The following is a 17,324-nucleotide window of genomic DNA, read 5'->3' on the forward strand; positions in this document are numbered from 1 at the left end:
CAACCGACTGCCTGAAGAAAAACATATTGTTGGAAAACATTATACCCAACGTATAGAAAGAACCAATCTGACATTACGTACACGTTTAAAAAGACTGAATCGAAGGACGATAGGTTATTCCAAATCAGAGGAGATGCACGATAAGGTGATAGGGACTTTCATCGAACGGGAATACTATTCTTTATAGGGCAATCTAACTATTGGAGTCACGACCGATTTAATAGGGCCTGCATCATCATGAAACCGATTAACCGGCTTTACCTGTCCGGTGATGAGATCCATTTGGTGGATGCCAATCTCATGCTGGAACTTTCATCTTGTGGCCGGGGTTTTATCACGGCGGAAACCACGACCGATTACACCGGAAAACTGGTGCGCCTTGAGGTGGGCTATACCGATTTGGTGCTGCGCTGGTTTACGGGCTATGTGGAACGTTCACAGCCTGCCCAGAATGGTTATCAGCGCTTGTTTGTGCGTGAGCTGGTTGGTGTGTTTGATAAAGCGTGGCCGTGCTCGTTTCAGCACCCGACCTTGCGCCAGGTAGTAGACTGGTTGCAGGCGCACAGCGGCCTGACGTTCACCTTACCGGAGGCGCCTTATACGGATAAGCCGATCCCGCACTATACCCATCACGGCACAGGCTACCAGCTATTGGCAAATCTGGGGCAGGTCTTTGCCATTGACGATTATATCTGGCACCAATTGCCGGATGGTTCGGTCTATCTGGGCAGTTGGGCGCATTCGATGTTTCAGGGTAAGCCAGTCGAGATCCCCAATGAATTTAGCCAGCAACAGACCGCGGGCAATACGATGACCCTTCCGATGATCCAATCCCTGCGCCCCGGTTTTGTGGTCAACCAGCAGCGGCTTTGCAAGGTCAACCTGAACAACGAAAATATGACCCTCACGTGGTTGCCCAACGGGAAGACCGCGGATAAAACCCCCGCCCAGCGCCAGGTTGATGCCGCTTATCCGGAATTATCGGCGGGCACGCACCTGCCCAAATTTGCCCGCATTGAAGCCCACACCGAAAACACGGCCAGCGGCGATATGGCCGATCCCTTCCGGCCACGCTATGCGGTTGATGTGCAATTGCTGGGATCGGACGGTAAGGACGCCGCCGCGCCAGTTTACCGTGCTGTCCCGTTGCCGTTGCCGATGGCAGGCGCTGAGTCGGGCATGTTCCAGTATCCTCCCATTGGCACCGTGGTTGAGATTGCTTTCGAGGGCGGCCGACCTGACAAGCCCTTTATCCGCCAGACCTTAAGTCAGGGCAACACGCTGCCCGATATTAAGCCCGGTGAACAATTGCAGCAGCAGCGGGCGGAAGTCTCGCAACGGGTCACACAGGAAGGCAGTTGGATCAGGCAGACCGACCAGACCATTAATGAATCGTCTATGCACCGTGAAATCAAGGCCGACACGGAAAGGCGCACCGTGGTAGCACGGGAAACCACCCTACAGGCTACAGATAAAACGATAGTTTTAGGCACATCAACACTATTGGCGGGCGCTGTCCAGCACATTGCGGACGGGGATTACTGTATGGCAACGTCATCAAATCTGGTTGCCAGTGTGGAGAAAGACGCGAATATTGAGGTTGGCCAAAAGCTGATTGAGAAAATCGGGATGCTTAAGCAAAGCATTGCCGGAGCCAAACAAGAGATCGTGGCGCCGGTGGTTTGGGTGGGCAGCCAACAACTTAACGTGATGACGTTGATGTTAGAGACACTGGATGTGGTCAAGGAGTTGGCCGAACTGACCGCCGCCCATACCCATCACAATACCGGCACACCAGAGAACGCCAGTGCGATAAGGAACACGGCCTATAGATCGGACGGGCTGAAACAGAAGTATTCGCCGGTGATTGGGTAAGTATTACTTATCTTACGAATGAGTGAGATTGCTATTTTGAGGGGTAAGAAGTAAGATTGGCGTTCTACGTTAGAAATGTACGGATTAATTTTCAACGTGCAATTACCGCGTTGAAAACGATGATGGCGGTGTCAGTAGACTTTCATCCGTTGGCTCCTAGACACTCCCCTTATCAACCTAAAGACAGCGCAATCAACCTCACCAATTGATTGCCTGTTTATCAAATAACCTCGCTTCGGCGGGGTTTTTGTTTTTCCGTGGTAATAAAAAAGTATTACAAATACATTGACAGAGTAATAAAAAAATATTACTATCTTACCATGTTAAACAGAATGGAGGATTAGTGAAGCAGAGTGAGTTCAGGCGGTGGCTTGAGTCTCAAGGGGTAATAATCAAGAATGGAAAGAATCACTTGATACTCTTCCATGGAGACGCAAGAAGTGCAATGCCAAGACATCCGGGTAAAGAGATTAACGAAAAATTAAGGTTATCAATCCTTAAGCAGTTAAAACTCAAATAACTAACCAGCCCTTCGGGGCTGGTTCTTGGGCTAACTCGACTCACTACGATGATTATGCGATATCCAGTAAATATTGAAGAAGACGGAACTAACTTGTTTGTCTCGTTCCCTGATATACCAGAGGCATTGACCTGTGGTGATGACCTGGCCGATGCAAAAGCGATGGGCTATGATGCGCTACTCACGGCCTTTTCTATGTATTTTGACGATGAGAGTAAGGAAATTCCGTTACCGGGCGATACGGTAACGGAGCACTATATTGATATTCCGGCCAGCGTTGCGGCTAAAATTCTTTTGCTTAATGCCATGGTAAGGTCAGGTGTTAGCCGTTCGGAGCTGGGGCGTCGTGTTGGCATTCAAAAGCAGAACGTCAAGCAACTGCTGGATGTTTATCACGCGACAAAAATTGACACGGTAGAAAAGGCTTTATCAAGTTTAGGCTATGAATTAATACTCACAGCGGCTTAACTCAGCTTAGGTGATAGATTGCATTTTTGAACGCAATACCTCCAACCAAAGGCTACTCTTCGCGGAGTGGCCTTTTTAATATTCTTATAAAACGCAACCAAACGCACGCCAGGCCATTCGCTTACTAACATAGTTGCCATCGTGGCTAATTTGGATCTACGTTCCTGCGTTGCGCCCACGCTGCGCAATCCCCACGAAATAAACGTAAACCCCACGTAAAACGGACTACACCGCACCCGCCTGCACGTTTTGGATCAAAAAGTTTTTTCAGTTTTAAAATCCTGCAAACCGAATCGCCAGAGCGCGCCAGTACTGCCGGCGTGGGAGAAATCCCGAACTGAAAGGCGTGAAAAGATTTTCAGGGAATTCCAGTTTTTGGATCGCAAACGGATCGCGGGGAAAATATTAATGTAATGATATTAAAGAAAAAATTCCATTTTATGTGGGATGAATGGATCACAAAATAAAGCCGCATATCATCATAGAAATCAGATGGAATGCGGCCTTACAAGATATGCGGAATTGAAATTACTTTCTCTTCTTACATCAGGGCAAGGAAGAAAATTAAAGTGCGCTTAATTCACTAATCAGCGCAGGATTACGCTCAAGCATCTTAAGCAGCTTAAGTGATGAACCAGAAGGAATACGGCGGTGCTGCTCCCAACTTTGAATTAGGGAAGCAGAAACGCCAACAGCTTCGGCAAATTCACTTTGTTTTAACCCAAAGGTTTCGCGTAGGTTTTTTACATCAGGCAGACGGTGGCGATGAATATTTTCAGCAGGAACGGAAAGCTCTCCTTTTTCAATCGCTACCATCTGATTCATGCTTTCAACCAGATCATCAAAAAGTTTTTTGTCCATAGTTTCTCCGTTGTATGAACATTGCCGCGTATCTACGCGGCGTTGATTATTGCAATTTGTTACTGATGGCTTTAAGTACTTCTTTCTCTTTTGGGGTTAAATCATCTTTTTTATTCTTAGGGTAAATCAAAAGAAGATAAAGCCTTCCTGTTTTCGTGATGGTGTAGTAGATGATTCTTACTCCGCCACTTTTTCCCATTCCTTCTCGTTGCCAGCGAATTTTCTTACATCCTCCAGTAGCGCTAATGGTACTACCTTGTTCATGATTCTTTAGTAAGTGCTCCTGTAGTTTTCTGAATTCATCATCGGTTAATAAATCAGCTCGATCTCTACTAAATACAGGGGTTTCGATAAAAAGTAGGTATTCCATAAAAACACATCCTTGCCGTCTATGGAAAATATTTTATTCGTACCTTGTACGAATGTCAATATAAAATCGTACGTGGTACGAAAGCTTAAAGGACATGGGAAAATATAGCCCAAAAATCCCTATCGCCACTTTGTCGCCACTGGCTATAAAATGCAAAAAAGCCACTTGCGAAAAAGTGGCTTAATACTATGATTTAATTATTAAAATTTGGTGGGTCGTGGGAGGCTCGAACTCCCGACCAATTGATTAAGAGTCAACTGCTCTACCGACTGAGCTAACGACCCAACACGCTTAATTATTCTCCAGTGTCAACTGGACGTCAATGGCCCATATCCATTTTTTTATTAATCGAATAAAATATGCACAATAAATCCTTAACTAATTGGTCGAATTGTAATCACTCTGTTTTTCATGTGAAATCCTTCTGTTAATACCGCGGTTGTCTATGTCACAATATTCTATTAAACACAGCTTGAGGGTATTAAGGCCATGCTGTGAGAATAAATTGGATATAACTATGGAAGAAAAAAAACGACCCACTCACACTACTGAAACTGAAAGTTCACACTTGCAGCGCAGTCTCACCAACCGACATATACAACTCATCGCAATTGGTGGTGCCATTGGTACTGGCCTATTTATGGGATCAGGTAAAACTATTTCTCTTGCGGGGCCGTCGATCATTTTTGTTTATATGATCATAGGTTTTATGCTGTTTTTCGTTATGAGGGCAATGGGAGAGTTATTGCTTTCTAATCTGCATTATAAATCGTTTAGCGATTTCTCCGCGGATTTATTAGGGCCGTGGGCCGGTTTTTTTGTAGGCTGGACTTATTGGTTTTGTTGGGTAATTACTGGCATAGCAGATATTGTTGCTATCACTGCTTATGTTGGATATTGGGTACCTGACTTTCCTGAATGGGGAACTTCGCTTTTGTGTGTTTTGGTATTGTTAACTCTGAATCTTGCGACAGTTAAGTTGTTTGGAGAATTGGAGTTTTGGTTTGCCATGATCAAAATTATTGCCATCATTGCCTTGATTGTGACAGGGGGCATTTTGATTGGCATCAACTTTAAATCACCAGCAGGACATATCGCAGCACTTGCTAATGTCTGGAATGATGGTGGTATGTTCCCTATGGGGTTAAGTGGTTTTTTTGCCGGATTCCAGATAGCGATATTTGCTTTTGTTGGCATTGAGCTGGTGGGAACTGCCGCAGCAGAAACTAAAAACCCGATGAAATCTTTACCAAAGGCGATTAATGCTATCCCAATCCGCATTATTACATTTTATGTGTTGGCTCTGATTGTCATTATGTCAGTCACACCGTGGCGAGCTGTCAGTGCGGACAAAAGTCCTTTCGTGGAATTGTTTATCTTAATCGGATTGCCTGCCGCCGCCAGCGTTGTTAATTTTGTGGTTCTGACATCTGCGGCATCTTCGGCAAATAGTGGGGTTTTCTCTACTAGCCGGATGTTGTTCGGTCTGGCGAAAGAAGGAGACGCACCAAAGCAGTTTAGCCGTCTTTCCCGTCGTTCAGTCCCCGCATCAGGATTGATCTTTACTTGCCTGTGCCTCTCTTTTGGGGTCATTTTGATCTATTTTATCCCCGATGTGATGAGAGTTTTTACCCTAGTGACAACCGTTTCGGCGATCCTATTTATGTTTATTTGGAGCATGATTTTATGTTCCTATCTGGTTTATAGAAAACGTCGCCCAGAACTGCATCAGGCTTCGGTATATAAAATGCCATTTGGTATTGTAATGTCTTGGATATGCTTGGTTTTCTTTGCTTTTGTCTTGGTATTGCTTTCCTTGCAACCAGATACCCGCCAAGCATTAATAGCCACACCAATTTGGTTTATTATTTTAATGATCGGGTTTCAGATTGTGAAAAAGCGTAAAACCCGCCTTATTCGTTAAGTAAATAATCCTGTCTATTAACTTTGATATGGCCCAAATATTGGGCCATTTTTTATCTTAAACAAGCATGAGCGTACCTTGATGAAATCTAAGTTGCCATTTATCGGTTGAAGATAATTGCCAAATTGATGTACGAAGTGCCTGATTGAATGGGTTACCAGTTCGATCAAATTCATAAGACTGATAAGTCATTAATACAATATTTTTATCAAGATAATTCATAAAAAAATCTTTTGAGAAAAGTTGAAAAATAGTTTTTATTTCTGTAATTAATGCGCTAATCACCTCTTTTTTAGTATAAACATAACCTGATTTACTAATTTCCAGAAAATCATCGTGTAATATCATATTCAGCCAATCGGCATTATTTCTTTTTTTACTGTGAAGATTCACTTCAAGATTTTTGAGTAATTCAAAAATGGCTACATTTTCCTGATCCATATGTGCTCCAAAGAAAATAAAGTGGTATAAAATAACATCAATAGTAGGTTGAATTACTAATTTAAATGAATGTTAACACACTGTTTACATTTGTTTTTTTATCAGGTAGTAATAAAGAGAACAAGTTGAAAAGAGGCTGTGTATGGAAATTATAATAAGGGCAACTGAGCCAGAAGATGCTGAGCATTATCAACGAATCTTTAGTCACCCTGATGTTTACTCTAATACGTTACAACGACCATGTCCTTCGCATGAAATGTGGCGTGAACGTTTAAAATTAAATAAAACACAAGGGCATATTGATTTTGTGGCCGAAGTAAATGGCAAGGTCGTGGGTACAATAGCGTTATTTACCTATGTCAATCCGAGACGTAGACATGTCGTGGGAATTGGTATTGGTGTTGATGCGGCTTATTTTGGTAAGGGTGTTGGTTCAAAGTTGATGGCTTTTACCATTGATTATGCATTCAACTGGTTAGGCTGCATCAGAATTGAACTGGAAGTTTTTACTGATAATGAAAAAGCAATTGCTCTGTATAAAAAATTTGGTTTTGAAGCTGAAGGCATACGGCGTATGCAGTCATTTAGAGATGGTCAATATTGTGATGTGATGGGAATGGCATTAATTAATAGTCGATTTGTATAATGTTTTTAGAGATTATGGTAGCAAATAATAAACTGGTTCTTGGCAAAAGGGATTTTGCAGAAAATTTGGAATATGAAGACGGAGAATCACTTCTCCGTCCTATATAATCGTTAATATACTAATGCGAAGAATATATACTCTTTTAAATAGGCCACATGGCTGTTCCAACGGGAACAACGGCCTTTTCTTGCATAATTTCAACCGCCTCTTCAAAAGTTTCTTTTTCATGATAATGAAGGAAAGTGAATTGTAAATAAATATGTTGTACAGTGATAACCCTAATAATTCATTGATTATCTGAGTGATAAGTTCAATACTCCAGCGTGAACGCAAACAGTCAAAATCCTGCGGGGAGTGTGATAATAAGAACGACAACAAGCTAAAAATCGGGGCTAAATTCCATCGAGCAGGCCTCCCTCTCGGTAAGCTTTTTAATCCTTCCAGCCCATATAACGTTAACCAATTTATCCAACGATGGACGGAAGAACGTGAACAATGAAGAGTTCTAGCGATGTAAGAAACGGTCTGACCTTCATGTAACATCAAGAGTGCCATGAGTCGGCGGACATAATCTTTATCCCAGGTTTTATGAATAAATTTTTTCATCTGACGTCGTTCATTTCGGGGTATTGGTGCTATGATTCGCATCACTCAGTCCATTTTGGGATTTTTTTGATTTGGCGATTAATCAGATCGCAAAAATTGGACTGAGTTCCCTTCAAGTGATCTACTATTTTGAAATCTTATTTATGCCAATTTTAGAGAAATCACTTGGCTACCCTGATAATGGAATTAGCGTCTTACTGCATTATTTTTCAATAAATTGTTAAAACGTTTCTTTTTTAAGAAATTATTTTTATCCGATTTTATCTGTGTGATCGCCCCGACAGTTTATCCTGATTTTGAAAAACCACATCCGCCAAAAAATCTGCTATTTTCCGTATCCTGGGAGAGTGAGCCAAATCAGATTGAATAACAAGCCAGATAGGTTTATCTATACCTAATTCAGGCGAAATACAAATAAGCCCTGCGTCATTGGCCGCAATATGGGGTAACACGGCTAATCCTAAGCCCGAATTTGCTGCCGCAATTTGAGAACAAATCGAAGTTGTTGCGATTGAAAGTGAACGCCCTTGTAAGGCTTGTTTAAGCCAGTTAACGGAAGGAAATTGCGAGTACTCACTTGTCCAGCCAATAAAATGCGCGTCATTGTATTCACCTCTAAATATACCGGAGGGGCAGGTAGCTAAATAGGTTTCACTGCCATAAAGGCCAAACCCCAGCGTTCCAAGTTGTCGGACATTAACATGACCTTGCTCAGGTCTGACAATACGAAGTGCTAAATCGGCATCGCGGCGGTGAAGGTTTACCGTATAGTTATCCGTTGTGATTTCTAATGTCAGGTTTGGATGGTTTTTTTGTAAGGTCGGCAAATTTGGCATAATTAAATAATTGGATAATGTTTCGAGTGTGGCAAGACGTACATTTCCCGCAATAGTTGCCCGTAGATCGGCTTCAAACAAAAACGAACTGGCTGCTATTTCCATAGCCTTGGCTTTTTTCAATAATTCTGCGCCATCTTCTGTCAGTTGATAACCTGTTTGATGCCGTAGAAATAAGGGCATGCCGAAGGTATTTTCCAAGCGTTCAATTTTTCTCGCTACCGTTGCCACACCAATCCCAAGAAGTTCAGCCGCTTTACTGATTGTACTTGCTCGAGCGACTGCTAAGAATATTCGGATATCATCCCAAATAAGTGATTGCACAATTTGTTTTCCGTTTATGAAAATCTGATTACCAATATCACCTAAATATTTCAATTTTAAAAGATGCCACAATGATTTTACCAAGGATTACTTTGCTTGAGATAAATTGAAAAATTAGGGTAATGAATATGAGAACAACTCCACAGTTAGCGATTGTGCTGACGTTAATTGCCACATTCTTGTGGGGATCAAATTTTCAGGTAACGAAATTTGCACTTACAAGTTTACCCCCGTGGACGGCGTCTGTTGAGCGTTTTTTCTATGCCGTTATCTGTATTTTTATTTTTTTGGCATGGAAAGAGGGAATTCGCAGTAAAGTTTTGAAACAAAACTGGTGGGCATTTATTGTTCTTGGAGCGATTGGCGTGGCGGGGTTTAATGGGGCATTTTTTGTCGGTCTTCAAAGTTCCAACCCAGTTACGGCTGCCCTGATTGTAGCAACGACGCCGATTTCTGCCAATATTCTGGAAGCGATTATAAATCGTCGGTTACCTGGATTGATGCGAGTTGTTGGTATGGCAATCAGTTTGTTGGGAGTTGCTTTGGTTATTACCAATGGTGAATTGATTTGGGGTGGCGCCGTTCAGGTAGTCGCTGGCGATATCATTATTTTTATGGGAAGTTTGGGTTGGTCAATTTACACAGTAGGAACACGGGTATTTGTCAAAAATGCAACGCCATTAGCGACGACGAGCTGGACGATGTTTTTTGGCGCGATTATATTAGTGTTTATTGCAATTTTTGTGGAATCACCGGTGACTGCATTATCTTCTGCAACATTTGAAAGCCATTTGGCTTGTCTCTATATAGGTATTGGTGGTTCCACCGTTGCCTATCTTTTTTGGAATATGGGAGTTGCTATTCGTGGAGCAGGAAAAATGGCAGTATTTTTTAACTTTGTTCCCATATTTGCCCTCATTATACAGATAATGAGGGGAAATATACCCAGTTTGCCACAAATGATTGGTGTTGTTATCACTATTGTGGGGGTGTTCTTGGGGCAGGGAATATTGGGGGATGTCCGGTTCATGATCATTGATAAAAATAAAAACTAACATACAATCACCATGGTAACTAATTTATTAGTGGAGATCTGGTATGGAAAAATTTACTGATAAATTAATTAGCTTTGACCGATTTCTTTTACGGATACTGCGCTTTCTTTTGCATGCATTCCTTATTTTTCTGATCGGTATTATTCCTGGTGTACTGGGTTTTTTCTTGATCGAAAGCCATGCTATTCCTGATGCAATACTAAATTCAGTTTCAATGATTGGAACACAAAACTTGCATATTGAACCAGTCAGTACACTTGGAAAATATTTTGCTGCCATTTATGGACTATTCCTTCAGGCTATCTTTTTTATCGCTGTAGGTATGGTGGTGACCCCTTTTGTCCACCGAATATTGCATAGCTGGCACATGGATGATGATGAAGAGGATAACAAAGATGTGAAAAATAAATAATTTATTTTCCTGCTATCAAGTCGTAACTTAATGTTTATAGAGCTTATTTGTATAGCTAAAAATTAGACAGTCATTGTAGTGAGCATGGTATTTTTGATGAAATAGAGTAGTAGATTTATTCAATCTCAGATATAAGAGTTTTCACTATAAATTTATTATAGATAGAGAGTGAAATGATGAATAAAGGTCGTTGTTTATGTGGTGCGGTGAGCATAAAAACCAATCAATGCATTGAAGGTATTAATGTATGTCATTGTGAAACTTGTCAAAAATGGAATGGTGGCCCATTTTTATCTGTAGACTGTAAGGATGACCTAAAAATAGAGGGAGCTGAAAATATTTCAATATATCCGTCATCCGAATGGGCAGAACGCGCTTTCTGTAACAGGTGTGGCACACACCTTTTTTATCATTTGCATCACCCAAGTGCTTATTATGTTCCAGTTGCATTGTTTGATAATAATCATTCAAGTAAATTATCTCGCCAAATTTATGTGGACAGCAAGCCTGCGTATTATAACTTTGTTGAAAAAACGCCTATGCTGACTAAAGAGGATATCCTTAGCTTATTTAAATAATTGTTGCAATATGGGGGAAATATCACCCTCATATTGTTCTGGATTACAATGGGTTGCTATGAATAATATAGAGATAGGTTATTAAGAAAGTTAAATTAAATCAATTGGTTATATATTAATTTCATTTCATTGATATGTGACAATTTCCTTTCTGTTTTGCACTAATGTTAGTATACTCAGTTATCTCATCCAAAAGGTTTTGATATCACTCGATAGAGAAGGTTATCTTTTTTAATTTATCTGATTAAAATCATGAAGATAAGTTCAGTGTGTCGGTTTTGTTTTGGAGTTTATTAATTTTATCATTATTGTGGATATTACGTTAGTGGAGATGTTGTTTGATTAATGTTTTATTAGTTGATGACCATGAACTGGTGCGCATTGGTGTGAAAGGCGTCCTTGATGATATAAAAGGGATAAAAGTCGTAGGAGAAGCCAGTAGTGGAGAAGATGCGGTCAGATGGTGTAGATCAAACAGCACGGATGTCGTCATGATGGATATGGGAATGCCCGGTATAGGTGGATTGGAGGCAGCTAAGAAAATCATTCGATATTCACCTGATACACGAGTGATTATGCTAACTATCCATACTGAAAGTTCTTTACCCACAAAAGTGATGCAAGCAGGGATTAGGGGATATTTGAGCAAGGCCGCAGCGCCTCAGGATATGATTAATGCAATTCGGGCTGTTTATGCAGGCCAGCGTTACATTTCCCCGGATATAGCCCAGCAGATGGCACTCAACCAGTTATCCCCCCCAAAAGAAAACCCGTTGGACGAACTTTCAGATCGGGAATTGCAGATCATGACAATGATAACTCAGGGGCGCAAAGTTAATGAGATTTCTGCGTTGCTTAATCTGAACCCAAAAACGGTGAATAGTTACCGCTATAGAATGTTCAGTAAACTAAATATTAAAGGTGATGTAGAATTGACTCATATGGCAATACGCTGTGGATTGTTTGATGCGCAGAATATGGTAACTCACGGTGGATAATAATATTTGATGGGTGATCAGTTGTGGCGGAGCTATTTAATTCAAAGGTATTTTTAAAAACAGTTACCAGTCAGCCGGGTGTCTACCGCATGTATGATACCACCGGCACAGTGATCTATGTTGGTAAAGCTAAAGATCTAAAAAAACGGTTATCTAGCTATTTTCGGGCACAGGTGAGTAGTCGCAAAACAGAATCATTAGTGAAAAATATCGTTCAGATAGATGTCACCGTTACCCACACAGAGACAGAGGCACTTCTGCTCGAACATAACTATATCAAGCTGTATCAGCCTCGCTACAATGTATTACTGAGAGATGATAAATCTTATCCTTATATTTTCTTGAGTAGTGATATCCATCCCCGTTTATCCTTATATCGTGGAGCCAGGCATGCGAAAGGAGAATATTTCGGCCCATTCCCCAATTCTCATGCAATACGTGACACTTTAGCTTTATTGCAGAAACTATTTCCTATTCGCCAATGTGAAGACAGTGTGTATCGCAATCGTTCAAGACCTTGTTTGCAATATCAGATTGGGCGCTGCCTTGCCCCTTGTGTTAAGGGATTTGTAACGGATGAAGAATATCAGCAGCAAGTTGAATATGTCCGCTTGTTTTTGGCGGGGAAAGATCAGCAAGTATTGGATAAGCTGGTAGCCAAAATGGAAAAAGCAAGCCAACAGCTTAAGTTTGAAGAAGCCGCGCGTTATCGCGACCAGATCCAAGCTGTACGGCAAGTCACTGAACGACAATTTGTTTCTGGAGAAGGTGATGATCTTGATGCTATCAGCGTCGGTTTTGAGGCGGGGGGGGCCTGTGTGCATGTCTTATTTATCCGTCAGGGTAAAATATTGGGCAGCCGAAGTTATTATCCCAAAATTCCGGTTGATACCAAATTAGATGAAGTAGTGCAAACTTTCCTTGGTCAATTCTATCTCCAAGGAAGCCAAAACAGGACATTGCCATCAGAAATTTTATTGGATTTCGCATTACCTGAAAAAGAACTATTGGAAGAATCACTTGCTGAAATATCGGGCAGAAAAATCTATATCCAGGCACGGCCAAGGGGTGATAGGGCGCGTTATTTAAAATTGGCACGTACCAATGCTGCAACAGCATTGATTACCAAACTTTCCCAACAATCGACAATTCATCAGCGATTAGAATCACTGGCCACATTTGTCAGCCTTGAAAAAATCCAACGTATGGAATGTTTCGACATCAGTCACACGATGGGAGAACAAACTGTTGCATCATGTGTTGTTTTTGATGCTAATGGTCCGGTTCGTGCAGAATACCGACGCTATAATATTACAGACATCACTCCAGGGGATGATTATGCTGCGATGAACCAAGTTTTGCGTCGTCGATATAGCAAAGCTATCGATCAGACAAAAATCCCGGACATTATCTTTATTGACGGTGGAAAGGGGCAGCTTGCGCGTGCGATTGAAGTTTTCGATTCATTGGAGGTTGAATGGAATAAAACGCATCCTAAGCTCATTGGTGTTGCGAAAGGCAGTGATCGTAAGGCTGGGTTAGAAACCCTATTTTTTGAAGCGGAAGGAGAAGGGATAGCACTTCCTCCTGATTCACCTGCGTTGCATGTTATTCAGCATATTCGTGATGAATCTCACAAGCATGCTATTACAGGGCATCGGCAGCGTCGGGAAAAAGTGAAAAAGACGAGTACATTGGAGTCGATTGATGGTATTGGACCAAAACGTAGACAAATGTTACTTAAATATATGGGCGGGTTACAACCTTTACGCAACGCAAGTGTAGAAGAGATCGCAAAAGTGCCTTCTATTTCTTATGCACTGGCAGAAAAAATCTATAATGCGTTGAAACACTAGAAGTATTGATGCACCATACTGATAAACTTAACTTGGCCAGATAGTTACTAAGCATTATGCAATTAAATATTCCAACATGGCTTACCCTATTTCGTATTGCCTTAATTCCATTCTTTGTTTTGGCATTTTACTTGCCATTCCAATGGGCACCGATGTTATGTGCCATTATCTTTATTATTGCTGCTGCAACAGATTGGTTTGATGGTTTTCTTGCCCGTTTGTGGAAACAGACGACGCGTTTTGGCGCATTTCTTGATCCGGTGGCGGATAAAGTTATGGTGGCTATTGCGCTGGTGCTGGTTGCAGAACATTACCATACGTGGTGGATCACATTACCTGCTGCGACGATGATTGCTCGTGAGATTATCATATCTTCTCTGCGTGAATGGATGGCAGAATTGGGAAAACGCAGTAGTGTAGCCGTTTCTTGGATGGGAAAAATAAAAACGACAGCACAAATGGCGGCATTGGTTGCCTTATTGTGGCGTCCTTGCATTGAACTTGAAGTGGGAGGATTCATCCTATTATATGCTGCTGCGGTCTTGACGTTCTGGTCAATGTTTCAATATTTGAGCGCTGCATGGGATGATTTGCGTGAAGGCTGATCGAAATGGCGCAAAAATCATCGAACGAACGCGTTTTATAAATAATTGTGTTGACTCATTTCGTGAAGTAAGTAGAATGCAACGCATCGAACGGCACATGAGATTTACAAAACAAGTTAAGTAAATCAAGAAGTTCGAAGAAAGGCGGGAATAGCTCAGTTGGTAGAGCACGACCTTGCCAAGGTCGGGGTCGCGAGTTCGAGTCTCGTTTCCCGCTCCAAAGAAGGCGCGTTGGCAGAGTGGCCATGCAGCGGATTGCAAATCCGTCAACCTCGGTTCGACTCCGGGACGCGCCTCCAAATTTAGCCCAGGTGGTGAAATCGGTAGACACAAGGGATTTAAAATCCCTCGGCCTTTAGGCTGTGCGGGTTCAAGTCCCGCCCTGGGCACCAAACATAAGTTTACTAACGTCTACACTAGTAAACTAACTCCTAGAAAGACCTGATAAATCAATCAGGTCTTTTCTTTTTAAGTCTATTCTAGTCTATTGCAATCAACATGCACGGCGGGGCATAATCAGGGGCACCTACGCTTCTATTTTAAATGTGCCCCTTATAATGAAATTAAACGCACGGCAAATCGAAACAGCAAAACCCAAAGAAAAAACCTACAAACTCGCCGATGGTGGTGGTCTCTATTTAGAAGTCACGACACGTGGCTCGAAGTACTGGCGCATGAAGTACTACCGCCCCACCGATAAAAAAGAAGACCGACTGGCTTTCGGTGTCTATCCGGCCATCTCTTTAGCGGGTGCTCGTACCAAAAGAGACGACGCTAAGAAGTTGATTGCTCAGGGCATTGATCCCAAAGGCGAGAAAAAAGACGCACATGCAGGGGCAAAAGGAAAACATACCTTTGAAAAAGTCGCTCGTGATTGGCACGCCAGCAATAAACGCTGGAGCGAAGATCACGGCAACCGCATTCTACGTAGCCTTGAACATTATATTTTCCCTCATATTGGCAGGCTAGATATTTCCACTTTGCGGACAAGCCAGCTTTTAGCCCCGATCAAAACCGTTGATACCGAGGGCAAACATGATATTGCCCAGCGATTACAGCAACGTGTTACTTCCATCATGCGTTATGCCGTTCAGAATGATATTCTTGAATTCAATCCCGCTAATGATATGGCAGGCGCACTTTCCACTGTTAAATCTAAACATCATCCTGCCCTACCTCACGAACGTTTACCTGAATTTTTGAGCCGACTTTCTCGCTATCGTGGACGCTTAATCACCCGTATAGCGGTGGAACTGACTTTATTAACATTCGTCCGTTCCAGTGAATTGAGATTTGCGCGTTGGGAAGAACTCGACCTTGAAAATGCAGTCTGGAAAATTCCTGCCACAAGAAAAGCGATTGAAGGCGTTAAGTTTTCTGAACGAGGTATGAAAATGAAAACTGAGCATATTGTGCCACTAAGCCGTCAGGCTGTTACATTATTCAAATCGTTGCATGAGTTAAGTGGTGATTGTGAAGTTATGTTTCCTAACGATCATGATCCGACCAAAGTTATGAGCGAAAGCACCGTTAATAATGCCTTGCGTGGTATGGGTTACGACACTAAAACTGAAGTTTGCGGGCATGGATTCCGAACAATGGCTCGTGGTGCAATGGGAGAATCAGGATTATGGAACGATGATGCCATTGAACGCCAGTTAAGCCATGTGGAAAGAAAAAATGTCAGGGCTGCCTATATTCACACCTCTAAACATCTGGATGAACGGAGACTGATGGTGCAATGGTGGGCGGATTATCTGGATGCCAATCGGGAAAAACATATCACACCGTATGATTTTGCGAAAAAACGCCGGAAATAACATGGATTAATGTTCAGAACGTATTGAGTTCATGATGATTTTTTAGACTTTGTTGGCAGTGCCAACAGAGTCTGCTTTTCACACAATACATAGCCAGCTAAAAACTCCGCATCCTACCCTTTGTTATGGCAATCATCATATGATGTTTTTTTAACCTTTGCTGGCAGTGCCAGCATAGACTGTTTTTTATGCAGTGCATAAGCAGGTAAGAATTCCATATTTTGATCTTGTCAATGAATTATCTTATCTTTTTTTGATTAACCTTTATACAAAAGGTGTTTTTTTAAACTTTGTTGCCCAGGACAACAAAGACTATTTTTAATACAGTGTGTAATCCACTAAAAATCCCATACCCTGACCCATCATACATTTTCCTTATTTTTCATTTGGTTAAATTTACCCTCACAGCTATATACATGGTGTTTTTTTAGGCTGCTGTGCCCGTGGCACACAAGGTTGCTTTTTATACAGTCAATAGACAACAATTAATTTTACGAATTGGTTAAAGAGTTTACGCTTTCAATTAATCTGAATTTTTAAATAATCCCTCTGTCGTCAAATAACGCCCACTAGGGCATTTCAAGGGCTCGATTACAGGGGGTATACATGCCAACAATGACAACATCTAAAGAAAGTCTTATTCGCCTGCCAGAAGTTCAGCGCAGAACGGGTTATAGCAAAGCATGGATCTACAGGCTGATTAAAGAAGATAAATTCCCGAAACAAGTCAAAATCGGCCCTCGTTCGGTTGCGTTTGTTGAATCAGAAATTGATGGCTGGGTGGATCAGCGGATTGCTGAGTCTCGTGCCTGATCGAGTACTGGCCTGAATTTTGGTGCATTCGTTCACAATGCAGATAATTCTTTCATTAAGAGATATGCAAGTCTTGCAATTATTATTTAACCCGAATTCTGGATAAGAAATTGACGAGAAGCCTGTTCCAGGAGCAAAGTTTTGGTGCACACCGAAAACAACTCCGAGGGGGAACAGGCTATGGACAAGTTAGTTGAAATTTTCTGTGATGTCGATGATTTTTGCCGTTTTTTCATTCCTCAATGGGAACAATTTTGTCTTGAGAGTGGGCATCGTTTACGCCGCCGACAAGGTCATATGTATCCCAGTGAAATCA

General features: G+C 41.8%; 18 protein-coding genes, 4 tRNA genes and 2 pseudogenes. 18 read left to right on the plus strand and 6 right to left on the minus strand.

Going from position 1 to position 17,324, the window contains the following annotated elements; genetic code table 11:
- The 4 genes from Xedl_RS17720 to Xedl_RS17735 form a co-directional block, all read left to right on the plus strand.
- On the plus strand, nt 1-187 hold a 187-nt coding region (locus Xedl_RS17720), incomplete at its 5' end, for an IS1 family transposase (RefSeq protein ID WP_244149742.1).
- A gap of 50 nt (nt 188-237) precedes the next feature.
- Nucleotides 238-1,875 (plus strand): type VI secretion system Vgr family protein, encoded by a 1,638-nt coding sequence (locus Xedl_RS17725; RefSeq protein ID WP_074025095.1) that lies wholly within the window; start codon nt 238-240, stop codon nt 1,873-1,875.
- Between the two features lie 343 nt (nt 1,876-2,218).
- Nucleotides 2,219-2,395 carry a type II toxin-antitoxin system HicA family toxin gene (locus Xedl_RS17730; RefSeq protein ID WP_074025096.1) on the plus strand — a complete coding sequence of 59 codons (177 nt, stop codon included), beginning with the start codon at nt 2,219-2,221 and terminating at the stop codon, nt 2,393-2,395.
- 54 nt (nt 2,396-2,449) lie between these two features.
- A complete protein-coding gene (locus Xedl_RS17735) occupies nt 2,450-2,863 on the plus strand; it encodes a type II toxin-antitoxin system HicB family antitoxin (protein ID WP_074025108.1) in 414 nt (137 codons plus the stop codon).
- 564 nt (nt 2,864-3,427) lie between these two features.
- On the opposite strand, the gene nadS is transcribed toward Xedl_RS17735, so the two are convergent.
- The 3 genes from nadS to Xedl_RS17750 all read right to left on the minus strand — a co-directional run bounded on the left by nadS (nt 3,428) and on the right by Xedl_RS17750 (nt 4,378).
- Nucleotides 3,428-3,724: a NadS family protein gene (nadS, locus tag Xedl_RS17740; protein ID WP_074025097.1), complete on the minus strand. Its 297-nt coding sequence runs from the start codon at nt 3,722-3,724 to the stop codon at nt 3,428-3,430.
- A 46-nt stretch (nt 3,725-3,770) separates the two neighbouring features.
- Nucleotides 3,771-4,094 carry a type II toxin-antitoxin system RelE/ParE family toxin gene (locus Xedl_RS17745; RefSeq protein WP_074025098.1) on the minus strand — a complete coding sequence of 108 codons (324 nt, stop codon included), beginning with the start codon at nt 4,092-4,094 and terminating at the stop codon, nt 3,771-3,773.
- Nucleotides 4,095-4,302: 208 nt separating this feature from the next.
- A tRNA-Lys gene (locus Xedl_RS17750) sits at nt 4,303-4,378 on the minus strand.
- Nucleotides 4,379-4,611: 233 nt separating this feature from the next.
- Here Xedl_RS17750 and cycA point away from each other — a divergent pair.
- A complete protein-coding gene (gene cycA, locus Xedl_RS17755; protein ID WP_074025099.1) occupies nt 4,612-6,018 on the plus strand; it encodes a D-serine/D-alanine/glycine transporter in 1,407 nt (468 codons plus the stop codon).
- Nucleotides 6,019-6,075: 57 nt separating this feature from the next.
- Here the strand turns inward: cycA and Xedl_RS17760 are convergent, their stop codons facing one another.
- A complete protein-coding gene (locus tag Xedl_RS17760) occupies nt 6,076-6,459 on the minus strand; it encodes a nuclear transport factor 2 family protein (protein ID WP_074025100.1) in 384 nt (127 codons plus the stop codon).
- A 142-nt stretch (nt 6,460-6,601) separates the two neighbouring features.
- On the opposite strand from Xedl_RS17760, the gene Xedl_RS17765 reads away from it, so the two are divergent.
- The gene (locus tag Xedl_RS17765; RefSeq protein WP_074025101.1) at nt 6,602-7,105 is read left to right on the plus strand and encodes a GNAT family N-acetyltransferase; all 504 of its coding nucleotides are present in this window, start codon (nt 6,602-6,604) and stop codon (nt 7,103-7,105) included.
- 264 nt (nt 7,106-7,369) lie between these two features.
- On the opposite strand, the pseudogene Xedl_RS17770 reads toward Xedl_RS17765, so the two are convergent.
- Both Xedl_RS17770 and Xedl_RS17775 read right to left on the minus strand, forming a co-directional pair.
- A pseudogene (locus tag Xedl_RS17770) lies at nt 7,370-7,753 on the minus strand (helix-turn-helix domain-containing protein); the annotation flags it as partial.
- 218 nt (nt 7,754-7,971) lie between these two features.
- Nucleotides 7,972-8,871: a LysR family transcriptional regulator gene (locus tag Xedl_RS17775; RefSeq protein WP_244149743.1), complete on the minus strand. Its 900-nt coding sequence runs from the start codon at nt 8,869-8,871 to the stop codon at nt 7,972-7,974.
- A gap of 128 nt (nt 8,872-8,999) precedes the next feature.
- On the opposite strand from Xedl_RS17775, the gene Xedl_RS17780 reads away from it, so the two are divergent.
- From Xedl_RS17780 to Xedl_RS25885, 12 genes and pseudogenes are all read left to right on the plus strand, one after another.
- Entirely contained in the window at nt 9,000-9,926 is a 927-nt protein-coding gene (locus Xedl_RS17780) for a DMT family transporter (RefSeq protein WP_074025102.1), read from the plus strand.
- 43 nt (nt 9,927-9,969) lie between these two features.
- Nucleotides 9,970-10,338: a hypothetical protein gene (locus tag Xedl_RS17785; RefSeq protein ID WP_074025103.1), complete on the plus strand. Its 369-nt coding sequence runs from the start codon at nt 9,970-9,972 to the stop codon at nt 10,336-10,338.
- A gap of 173 nt (nt 10,339-10,511) precedes the next feature.
- The gene (locus Xedl_RS17790) at nt 10,512-10,916 is read left to right on the plus strand and encodes a GFA family protein (RefSeq protein WP_339373758.1); all 405 of its coding nucleotides are present in this window, start codon (nt 10,512-10,514) and stop codon (nt 10,914-10,916) included.
- A gap of 338 nt (nt 10,917-11,254) precedes the next feature.
- Nucleotides 11,255-11,914 carry a UvrY/SirA/GacA family response regulator transcription factor gene (gene uvrY / locus Xedl_RS17795; RefSeq protein WP_074025104.1) on the plus strand — a complete coding sequence of 220 codons (660 nt, stop codon included), beginning with the start codon at nt 11,255-11,257 and terminating at the stop codon, nt 11,912-11,914.
- 23 nt (nt 11,915-11,937) lie between these two features.
- The gene (uvrC, locus tag Xedl_RS17800) at nt 11,938-13,770 is read left to right on the plus strand and encodes an excinuclease ABC subunit UvrC (protein WP_074025105.1); all 1,833 of its coding nucleotides are present in this window, start codon (nt 11,938-11,940) and stop codon (nt 13,768-13,770) included.
- Between the two features lie 56 nt (nt 13,771-13,826).
- Complete coding sequence (gene pgsA / locus Xedl_RS17805) at nt 13,827-14,375, plus strand: CDP-diacylglycerol--glycerol-3-phosphate 3-phosphatidyltransferase (protein WP_074025106.1); 549 nt, start codon at nt 13,827-13,829, stop codon at nt 14,373-14,375.
- Between the two features lie 144 nt (nt 14,376-14,519).
- Nucleotides 14,520-14,595 (plus strand) — tRNA-Gly (locus tag Xedl_RS17810).
- 5 nt (nt 14,596-14,600) lie between these two features.
- A tRNA-Cys gene (locus Xedl_RS17815) sits at nt 14,601-14,674 on the plus strand.
- 6 nt (nt 14,675-14,680) lie between these two features.
- A tRNA-Leu gene (locus Xedl_RS17820) sits at nt 14,681-14,767 on the plus strand.
- 165 nt (nt 14,768-14,932) lie between these two features.
- Nucleotides 14,933-16,195 (plus strand): tyrosine-type recombinase/integrase, encoded by a 1,263-nt coding sequence (locus Xedl_RS17825; RefSeq protein WP_074025107.1) that lies wholly within the window; start codon nt 14,933-14,935, stop codon nt 16,193-16,195.
- 606 nt (nt 16,196-16,801) lie between these two features.
- Nucleotides 16,802-17,008 carry a helix-turn-helix transcriptional regulator gene (locus Xedl_RS17830; RefSeq protein WP_074019576.1) on the plus strand — a complete coding sequence of 69 codons (207 nt, stop codon included), beginning with the start codon at nt 16,802-16,804 and terminating at the stop codon, nt 17,006-17,008.
- Between the two features lie 180 nt (nt 17,009-17,188).
- A pseudogene (locus Xedl_RS25885) lies at nt 17,189-17,324 on the plus strand (IS982 family transposase); the annotation flags it as partial.

This window comes from Xenorhabdus eapokensis (genome assembly GCF_001908105.1).